Annotated in this window: 7 protein-coding genes and 1 pseudogene; 7 read left to right on the top strand and 1 reads right to left on the bottom strand. The window is 73.2% G+C overall.

Features of this window, described 5'->3' with window-relative positions; genetic code table 11:
* The first annotated feature begins 209 nt into the window (after nucleotides 1-209).
* The 3 genes from ABZ641_RS18395 (at nucleotide 210) to ABZ641_RS18385 (ending at nucleotide 3,202) form a co-directional block, all read left to right on the top strand.
* Nucleotides 210-2,429, top strand: a complete 2,220-nt coding sequence (locus ABZ641_RS18395; RefSeq protein ID WP_344625537.1) for an NADP-dependent isocitrate dehydrogenase — start codon at nucleotides 210-212, stop codon at nucleotides 2,427-2,429.
* Between the two features lie 165 nt (nucleotides 2,430-2,594).
* The gene (locus ABZ641_RS18390) at nucleotides 2,595-2,945 is read left to right on the top strand and encodes a hypothetical protein (RefSeq protein WP_359983027.1); all 351 of its coding nucleotides are present in this window, start codon (nucleotides 2,595-2,597) and stop codon (nucleotides 2,943-2,945) included.
* Nucleotides 2,942-3,202 (top strand): hypothetical protein, encoded by a 261-nt coding sequence (locus ABZ641_RS18385; RefSeq protein ID WP_359983024.1) that lies wholly within the window; start codon nucleotides 2,942-2,944, stop codon nucleotides 3,200-3,202. The genes ABZ641_RS18390 and ABZ641_RS18385 overlap by 4 nt, the downstream gene beginning before the upstream one ends.
* Before the next feature lie 12 nt (nucleotides 3,203-3,214).
* On the opposite strand, the gene modA is transcribed toward ABZ641_RS18385, so the two are convergent.
* On the bottom strand, nucleotides 3,215-4,030 hold the full coding sequence (gene modA / locus ABZ641_RS18380) for a molybdate ABC transporter substrate-binding protein (RefSeq protein ID WP_359983021.1): 816 nt from the start codon (nucleotides 4,028-4,030) through the stop codon (nucleotides 3,215-3,217).
* Between the two features lie 203 nt (nucleotides 4,031-4,233).
* Here modA and ABZ641_RS18375 point away from each other — a divergent pair, with 203 nt between their 5' ends.
* From ABZ641_RS18375 to ABZ641_RS18360, 4 genes and pseudogenes are all read left to right on the top strand, one after another.
* The gene (locus ABZ641_RS18375) at nucleotides 4,234-5,058 is read left to right on the top strand and encodes an FAD binding domain-containing protein (RefSeq protein WP_359983018.1); all 825 of its coding nucleotides are present in this window, start codon (nucleotides 4,234-4,236) and stop codon (nucleotides 5,056-5,058) included.
* Complete coding sequence (locus ABZ641_RS18370; protein WP_359983016.1) at nucleotides 5,055-7,808, top strand: molybdopterin cofactor-binding domain-containing protein; 2,754 nt, start codon at nucleotides 5,055-5,057, stop codon at nucleotides 7,806-7,808. Before ABZ641_RS18375 ends, ABZ641_RS18370 begins: the two co-directional genes overlap by 4 nt.
* Before the next feature lie 60 nt (nucleotides 7,809-7,868).
* A complete protein-coding gene (locus ABZ641_RS18365) occupies nucleotides 7,869-8,474 on the top strand; it encodes a TetR/AcrR family transcriptional regulator (RefSeq protein ID WP_344625533.1) in 606 nt (201 codons plus the stop codon).
* Nucleotides 8,475-8,633: 159 nt separating this feature from the next.
* Nucleotides 8,634-8,975, top strand: a pseudogene (locus ABZ641_RS18360) (molybdopterin oxidoreductase family protein); the annotation flags it as partial.

Here is an 8,975-nt window from a genome sequence, read left to right as displayed (position 1 = left end):
CCGGAGGGGGGCACTCCGCAGCGGTGTCCGGGCCCCGGCGCGGCCGCGGCGCGGTGGCCGCGGAACGGTCATAGGGTGGCGGCGGACTCCCCGTGCGGCGGGCCGCCTCCGGTGCCGCGGGAGAACTCGATCCGGGGGGCGGTGTCGGAAAGGGTCCCGGACGAGATATCTTGACGTCGAGACGTTGTACACGTGAAGCGGAGTACCCGGTGACTGACTCGACCATCATCTACACGCACACTGACGAGGCCCCGGCCCTGGCAACGTATTCCTTCCTGCCCGTGGTCCAGGCGTACGCCTCGACGGCGGGCGTCAAGGTGGAGACGCGCGACATCTCCCTCGCCGGGCGCATCATCGCGAGCTTCCCGGAGCGTCTCGAGGAGGGGCAGCGCATCGACGACGCCCTCGCCGAGCTCGGAGAGCTGGCCAAGACCCCCGGCGCCAACATCATCAAGCTGCCGAACATCTCGGCCTCCATCCCGCAGCTCAAGGCCGCCGTCGCCGAGCTGCAGGCCCAGGGCTACGCCCTGCCGGACTACCCGGACGACCCGAAGACCGACGAGGAGCGCGAGACCCGCGCCCGCTACGACAAGGTCAAGGGCAGCGCGGTCAACCCCGTCCTGCGCGAGGGCAACTCGGACCGCCGCGCCCCCGCCTCGGTGAAGAACTACGCCAAGGCCCACCCGCACCGCATGGGTGCCTGGAGCGCCGACTCCAAGACCAACGTCGCCACCATGGGCGTCGACGACTTCCGCTCCACCGAGAAGTCCGCGGTCGTCGCCGAGGCCGGCGACCTCCGCATCGAGCTGCACGGCGACGACGGCTCCACCACCGTGCTCCGCGAGAAGGTGCCGGTGCTCGCCGGCGAGGTCGTCGACGCCTCGGTGATGCGCGTCGCCGCCCTGCGCGAGTTCCTGACCGCCCAGGTCGCCCGCGCCAAGGCCGAGGACGTGCTGTTCTCGGTGCACCTCAAGGCCACCATGATGAAGGTCTCCGACCCGATCGTCTTCGGCCACGTCGTGCGCGCGTTCTTCCCGAACACCTTCGCCACCTACGGTGCCGACCTCGCCGCCGCGGGCCTCAGCCCGAACGACGGCCTCGGCGGCATCTTCAAGGGCCTGGAGGCGCTCGCCAACGGCGCCGAGATCAAGGCGTCCTTCGACGCCGAGATCGCCGCCGGCCCCGCCCTGGCGATGGTCGACTCCGACCGCGGCATCACCAACCTGCACGTGCCGAGCGACGTCATCGTCGACGCCTCCATGCCGGCCATGATCCGCACCTCCGGCCACATGTGGGGCCCGGACGGCCAGGAGGCCGACACCCTCGCCGTCCTCCCGGACAGCAGCTACGCCGGCGTGTACCAGGCCGTCATCGAGGACTGCCGCGCCCACGGCGCCTTCGACCCGGCGACCATGGGCTCCGTCCCGAACGTCGGCCTGATGGCGCAGAAGGCCGAGGAGTACGGCAGCCACGACAAGACCTTCGAGATCGCCACCACCGGCACCGTGCGCGTCGTCGACGCCTCCGGCGCCGTCGTGCTGGAGCAGGTCGTGGGCGCCGGCGACATCTTCCGGATGTGCCAGACCAAGGACCTCCCGATCCGCGACTGGGTCAAGCTCGCCGTCACCCGCGCCCGCGCCACCGGCGACCCGGCCGTCTTCTGGCTGGACGAGGGCCGCGCGCACGACGCCCAGCTGATCGCCAAGGTGAAGGCGTACCTGCCGGAGCACGACACCGAGGGCCTGCAGATCGAGATCCTCTCCCCGGTCGAGGCGACCACGTTCTCGCTGGAGCGCATCCGCCGCGGCGAGAACACCATCTCGGTCACCGGCAACGTGCTGCGCGACTACCTGACCGACCTCTTCCCGATCCTGGAGCTGGGCACCAGCGCCAAGATGCTGTCGGTCGTCCCGCTGATGAACGGCGGCGGCCTCTTCGAGACCGGCGCCGGCGGCTCCGCCCCGAAGCACGTCCAGCAGCTGGTCAAGGAGAACTACCTGCGCTGGGACAGCCTCGGCGAGTTCCTCGCCCTGGCCGTCAGCTTCGAGCACCTCGCCACCACCACCGGCAACGCCCGCGCCCAGGTGCTGGCCGACACCCTGGACCGCGCCACCGGCAGCTTCCTCAACGAGGACAAGTCGCCGAGCCGCCGCCTCGGTGGCATCGACAACCGCGGCAGCCACTTCTACCTGGCCCTGTACTGGGCCCAGGAGCTGGCGCAGCAGACCGCCGACGCCGAGCTCGCCCAGGCGTTCGCCGGTCTCGCGAAGGCGCTGTCCGAGCAGGAGCAGACGATCGTCGACGAGCTGATCGCCGTCCAGGGCTCGGCGGCCGACATCGGCGGCTACTACCAGCCCGACACCACCAAGGCCGCGGCCGTGATGCGCCCGTCGAAGACCTTCAACGACGCCATCGCCTCCCTCGGCTGAACCACCCCGCACTCCCCGGAGTGACCGAAGGCCCCGCCGTCCCCGGCGGGGCCTTCGCCGTCCCCGCAGTGCCGCGCGGCGCACTCACGGGGACGGGCGGCGGCATCCACACCGGCCGGCGGACGGCGACCGAGTAGCCTCACCTCCGAGGAGAGGAGTGCTGCAGTGAGTCAGCCCGCGCACGACGGTACCGAGCTCATCCCCCGTCCCGAGAGGAACCCGGCGGCGCTCAAGGCCGCGCTGGCCGTGGTCGCCGCGGACCGCCTGCCCGAGATGATCGACGGGCAGACCCGGGCCATGGCGGAGGCCATCGATGCCGGAGGCGTCGAACCGATCCGGTCGTTCGTGGCCCACTGGGCCGCCGTCATCGAGATCGAACGGCATCCGGCCACCGCACGGGCCTTCCACCGGGCGAACTACCTCGCCAACCACGCCGAGACCGTGCGGGAGTGCCGGGAGCACGCCGCCGCGGTGGCCGAGATCTACCGTGCCGCGTACGCGACGGTGAACGGGTGACCTGGACCTGGGAGTACCTCCCGGACGAGGAGCGGGTCGCCGGTGGCTGCCCCGCGGACTTCCTCGTCGACGTCGAACAGCGGGCCGGCGAACTCGTCAGGGCCGCCGAGGCGGTGCACCTGGACGGCACCACCTACCAGGGTGGCGGCGAACCAATGCGCTACCTCGACGTCGCGGGTGGCCTGCTCGCGTACTACGTCGTCCCGCGCCTGGAACTCGTCGTGATCTGCCAACTCACGCCCCCGCCGGGGTCCTGACCGGTCGTTCGCCTACGCGCTCAGGAAGCCGGCGTCGGTGAGGACCCGGCGGCCCTCGGGGGATTCGGCGAGGGCGACGAAGGCGTGGGCGCCGGCGGTGTTGGGGGCGTGGGCGAGGACGGCGATCGGGTAGTCGTTGATCGCGCGGGCGGCCTCGGGGAAGGGCACGCCGTCCGCCTTGCCCGCGGCGGCCTTCACGTCCGTCTGGTAGACCAGCGAGGCGTCGGCCTCGCGCAGTTCGACCTTGGTCAGGGCGGCCTTCACGTCCTGCTCCCAGCTGACCGGGGTGAGCTGGACGTTGCCGGCGGCGAGGGCCTTCTGGGCGGCGGCGCCGCAGGGCACCTGCTGGGCGCAGAGCACCACCTTGAGGCCCGGCTGGGCGAGGTCCTGCAGGGTGGTGATCTGCTGCGGGTTGTCCGGTGCGACGGCGATCTCCAGCTGGTTGCGGGCGAAGGTGACGGGATCGCCGGCCGTCCCGCCCTCGTCGCTGACGGTCTTCATGGTGGCCGGGCTCGCCGCGGCGAAGACATCCGCGGGGGCGCCGGCGACGATGCTCGCCGCGAGGGCGTCGCTGCCCGCGAAGTTCAGCACCACGTGGCTGCCGGGGTGGGCCGCCTCGAACCTCCGCCCCAGTTCGGTGAAGGCCTCCTTCAGCGAGGCGGCCGCGAAGACGGTGACCGTGCCCGAGACGGACGCGGAGGCCGCCGGACCGGTGGACCCGGCGGACGGGGCCGGGTCCGGGTCCGAACCGCAGCCTGCGAGGGCGAGCAGGACGGCCGCACCGGCCGCGGCCAGGCGCAGGGCGGGACGGCCCGGGATTCGCTTCACGCGGCGAGCCTAGGGCCGCATCTGCCAGCCGCAGAGGCGCCTCTCCCTGGATTTCGCCCGTCTGCAGGAGTGCGGGCGCTCGGCGCCGTCCGTTGGTCGATCGCCCAGGCCGGGGCCGTGGCGGCCGTGGGTCGCACCAGTCGTGGCGGCCCGTCCCGGTTGGCTTCAATCGCCGTGTCGGCTTTCGAGGACGGTGGGGCAACGTGGACCTGAACACGGTGGTGGAGGTGCGTGACGCGCGGCGGCGCGACACCTGGCGGCCGGGCGACGCCTGGCTGGCCGGCGGGACGTACCTGTTCTCCGAGCCGCAGCCGCACCTGCGCCGGCTGATCGACCTCGGCCGCACGGGCTGGCCTCCGCTGCTCCCCGCCCCGGACGGCGCCCTGGAGATCGCCGCGACCTGCACCGTCGCCGAGCTCTCGGCGTACCCGAAGCCGGCGCAGTGGCCGCCCGCGCCGCTGTTCGAGCAGTGCTGCAGGGCCTTCCTGGCGTCCTGGAAGATCTGGCACCTGGCCACCGTCGGCGGCAACCTCTGCAACGCGCTGCCGGCCGGGCCGATGATCTCGCTGACCGCCGCACTGGACGGCGTCTGCCGGCTGGTGGCGCAGACCGGCGCCGTCCGGGAGGTCCCGGTGAAGGACTTCGTCACCGGGGCGGGGCGCAACGTCCTGCAGACGGGCGAGCTGCTCCGCGCGGTGACCCTGCCCGCCCGGGCGCTGGCCCGCCGAACGGCCTTCCGGCAGGCCTCGCTCTACGGGCTGGGCCGTTCCGGCGCGCTGCTGATCGGCACCCTGGACGCCTCCGACGGTTCCTTCGCGCTGACCGTCACCGCCTCCACGGTGCGGCCGGTCCGGCTGGACTTCCCGCTGCTGCCGAACGCCGAGGCACTGCGCGAGGGCATCGCGCACGCGGTCGGGCCGGGGGAGTACCACGACGACATCCACGGACTGCCCGCCTGGCGGCGGCACATGACCTTCCGTCTCGCGGAGGAGATCCGCCGCGAGCTCGCGGAGGAGGAGACCCGATGAGCTTCCACGTCCAGGTCAACGGACAGCCGTCCGGGGCCGAGCCGCGACCGGGCCAGTGCCTGCGGACCTACCTGCGCGAACAGGGCTGGTTCGGGGTGAAGAAGGGCTGCGACGCCGGGGACTGCGGCGCCTGCACCGTGCAGGTCGACGGCCGGCCGGTGCACAGCTGCCTCTACCCCGCGGTCCGCGCCGACGGCCGCGAGGTGACCACCGTGGAGGGCCTCGCCCGGGACGGCGAACTCCACCCGGTGCAGCAGCGGTTCCTCGACGCGCAGGGCTTCCAGTGCGGCTTCTGCACGGTCGGCATGCTGATGACGGCCGCCGCCTTCACCGAGGACCACCTCGCCGACCTGCCGAGGGCGCTGAAGGGCAACCTCTGCCGCTGCACCGGCTACCGGGCGATCGAGGACGCCGTCCGCGGCGTCCGGCACGTCGAACGGCCGTGCGCGGGCCAGGCGGTCGGACGCAGCCCCGGGGCGCCCGCCGGCCCGCAGGTGGTCACCGGCACCGCCCGCTACACCTTCGACCTGGAGGTCGAGGGCCTGCTGCACATGAAGCTGCTGCGCTCCCCGCACCCGCACGCCCGGATCGTCTCGATCGACACCTCCGCCGCGCTGCGCGTCCCCGGCGTGGTCGCGGTGTTCACCCACGAGGACGCGCCCGCCGCGCTGTACTCCTCCGCCCGGCACGAGCACCCGACCGAGGACCCGGACGACACCCGGGTGCTGGACGACACCGTCCGCTTCGTCGGCCAGCGGGTGGCCGCCGTGGTGGCCGAGAGCGAGGCGGCCGCCGAGGAGGGCTGCCGGAGGATCGTGGTCGGGTACGAGGAACTCCCGTACGTGCTCGACCCGGAGGAGGCGATGGCGCCCGGCGCGCCGGTGCTCCACCCGAAGGGGCCCGAGTCGCGGATCGCCCGGCCGGAGGACAACGTCTGCGGTGAGGCCCACGGCGAGACGGGCGACGTGGAGCAGGGCTTCGCCGAGGCCGACCTGGTGTACGAGGAGACCTTCCGGACCCAGCGGGTGCAGCACGCCAGTCTGGAGACGCACGGGTGCGTGGCCTACTTCGAGGAGGTCGAGGAGACGGGGGAGGAGCGGATCGTGGTGCGCTCCTCCACCCAGGTGCCGTTCCTCACCCGGCGGGCGCTGTGCGCGCTGTACGGCCTGCCGACGGAGAAGGTCAGGGTGGTCGCGGGCCGGGTCGGCGGCGGGTTCGGCGGCAAGCAGGAGATGCTCACCGAGGACGTCGCGGTGCTCGCGGCGATGCGGCTGCACCGCCCGGTGAAGCTGGAGTTCACCCGCGCCGAGCAGTTCCACGGAGCCACCACCCGCCATCCGTTCCGGATCACCGTGAAGCTCGGCGCCAAGCGCGACGGCACCCTGACGGCCATCCAGTTTCGCGTGGTCGCCAACACCGGCGCGTACGGCAACCACGGGCCGGCGGTGATGTACCACAGCATCGGCGAGTCGATGGGCGTGTACCGGGCGCCGCACAAGAAGGTCGACGCGTACTCCGTCTACACCAACGGCGTGCCCGCCGGCGCCTTCCGCGGCTACGGACTGGGCCAGGTGACCTTCGCCCTGGAATCGGCCATGGACGAACTCGCCCGGCGCCTTGGCCTCGACCCGCTGGTGCTGCGGGAGAAGAACGTCATCGGCCCCGGCGAGCCGATGGAGGGCCCGCTCGGCGAGGAGGAGGACCTCCACATCGCCTCCTACGGCCTCGACCAGTGCCTCCAGGTGGTCCGGGACGCCCTCGCCGACGACACCAGCGCAGAACTCGCCCCCGAGGGCTGGCTGGTGGGCCAGGGCTTCGCCATGTCGGCGATCGCCTGCGGCCCGCCCGGCGGCCACATCGCCGACGCCACCGTGAAGCTCCTGGAGGACGGCACCTACGACATCGCCGTCGGCACCGCCGAGTTCGGCAACGGCACCACCACCGTCCACCAGCAGATCACCGCGGGCGCCCTGGGCACCACCGTCGACCGGACGACCGTCCGGCAGTCCGACACCGACCTCGTCCGGCACGACACCGGCGCCTTCGGCTCGGCCGGTACGGTCGTCGCCGGCAAGGCGGTGATGAAGGCCGCCAACGCCCTCGCCGAGCGGATCCTCACCTTCACCGCGGAGTACGCCCGCACCCCGCGCAGCCTGCTGCGGCTCACCGCCGACGCGGTGGACTGCGACGGGCGGCCGGTGCCGCTGAAGGAGCTCTTCGAGGCCGCCCGCGGCCGGGGCGTCGAGCTCCGGGCCGACGGGCACTTCGGCGGCTCGCCGCGCTCGGTGGCCTTCAACTCGCAGTGGTTCCGGATCGCCGTGGACCCGGACACCGGCGAGATCCGCATCCTGCGCAGCGTCCACGGCGCCGACGCCGGCAAGGTGATGAACCCGCTGCAGTGCCGCGGCCAGGTCGAGGGCGGCGTCGCCCAGGCACTCGGCGCCACCCTCTTCGAACAGGTGCTGCTCGACGAGCGCGGCGAGGTCACCACCGCCGCCTTCCGCCGCTACCGGCTGCCCGCCTTCGCCGACGTCCCGCGCACCGAGGTGCACTTCTCGCAGACCTCGGACGCCATCGGCCCGCTCGGCGCCAAGTCGATGTCCGAGAGCCCCTTCAACCCGGTGCCGCCCGCCTTCGCCAACGCCCTGCGCGACGCCACCGGCATCCGGTTCACCGAGGCGCCGTTCCTGCGCGACCGGGTCTGGCAGGCGATCGACGCCCACCGCCGGCAGGGCGGGCCGAGGCCGTAGAGTCGTCGTCGCAGGCCGCGCCGGTGGCAGCGGCGCCGAACCCACCCGCGGAGGCCCCCGGTGAGCACCCCACGGACGCCGCAGCGCACCCGCTCGTCGCACGACCGGGCGGCGACCGAGGAGGCCCTGCGCAGCGCGGCCCTGGACCTGCTGCAGAAGCAGGGCGTGCTCGCCGGACTCAACCTCCGCGAGGTGGCGGACGAGGCCGGCGTCAACCGCGGCCTCGTCTACCAGTACTTCGGCTCCCGCCGCGACCTGCTGCGCTCCGCCCTGTGGTCGCAGGGCCAGGAGAGCGTGCAGGACGCGGCGGCCGCCGCCTCCGAGGAGCTCCCGCTCCGCAAGAGGCTCTCCCGGTTCTTCTGGACGGCGCTGCGCCGCCCCGGCCCGATCCGGCTGATGGCCCTGCTCGTCCTCGACGGCGACGAGCGGCCCCGGCCGATGCCCGGCCGGGCCCACGAGCACCGGCTGCTGGAGGCCGAGGCCGCCCGCGGCGAACTGCCCGTCGACGACACCGACGCCCTGCAGGCGGCCGTGGCCTCCGCCGTGTACGGCTACGCGCTGTTCCGCGAGCACCTCGCCCGGGAGATCGACGTGCCGGTGGAGGAACTGGACGGCCGGGTGGCCCGCTGCCTGGACGCCATGGTGTCCCGGCCGCCCCGCCCCTGAGGCCGGCGCCACCCGGATTTCTAGCAGAACGCTGAAAGCCGTCCGGGAGTGCGCGACAACGGAATCGCCGGGGCCGGAGACAAGCGGCCCGGCGTGGTTTATCGTTCCGCTAAAACCCTGCGGGAGCGGTGGCGAGAGCCCGCGGCGATGGGAGTCGGCATGACCGAGAAGGCGTACCGCGTCTGCCCGCTGTGCGAGGCGACCTGCGGACTCGAACTCACCCTGGACACCGGCCGGATCACCGCCGCCCGCGGCGACCGGGCCGACGTCTTCAGCCGCGGGTTCGTCTGCCCCAAGGGCGCCGCCCTCGGCCAGCTCGACAACGACCCCGACCGGATCCGCCGCCCGCTGCTGCGCACCGCCACCGGCCACCGCGAGGTCGGCTGGGAGGAGGCCTTCGCCGCCGTCGAGGCCGGCCTCACCTCCGTCATCGACCGGCACGGCCGGCAGGCCGTCGCCACCTACCTCGGCAACCCCAACGTCCACACCCTGGCCGGCGGC

Source organism: Kitasatospora sp. NPDC007106, assembly GCF_040634455.1.
GTDB classification, from domain to species: Bacteria; Actinomycetota; Actinomycetes; order Streptomycetales; family Streptomycetaceae; genus Kitasatospora; species Kitasatospora arboriphila.
This window is presented reverse-complemented; position numbering and strand designations above follow the sequence as displayed.

Excerpts from the sequence above, each read along its gene's own strand:
- ABZ641_RS18370 (WP_359983016.1), top strand. The coding sequence starts at position 5,055 with ATGAGCTTCCACGTCCAGGTCAACGGACAGCCGTCCGGGGCCGAGCCG.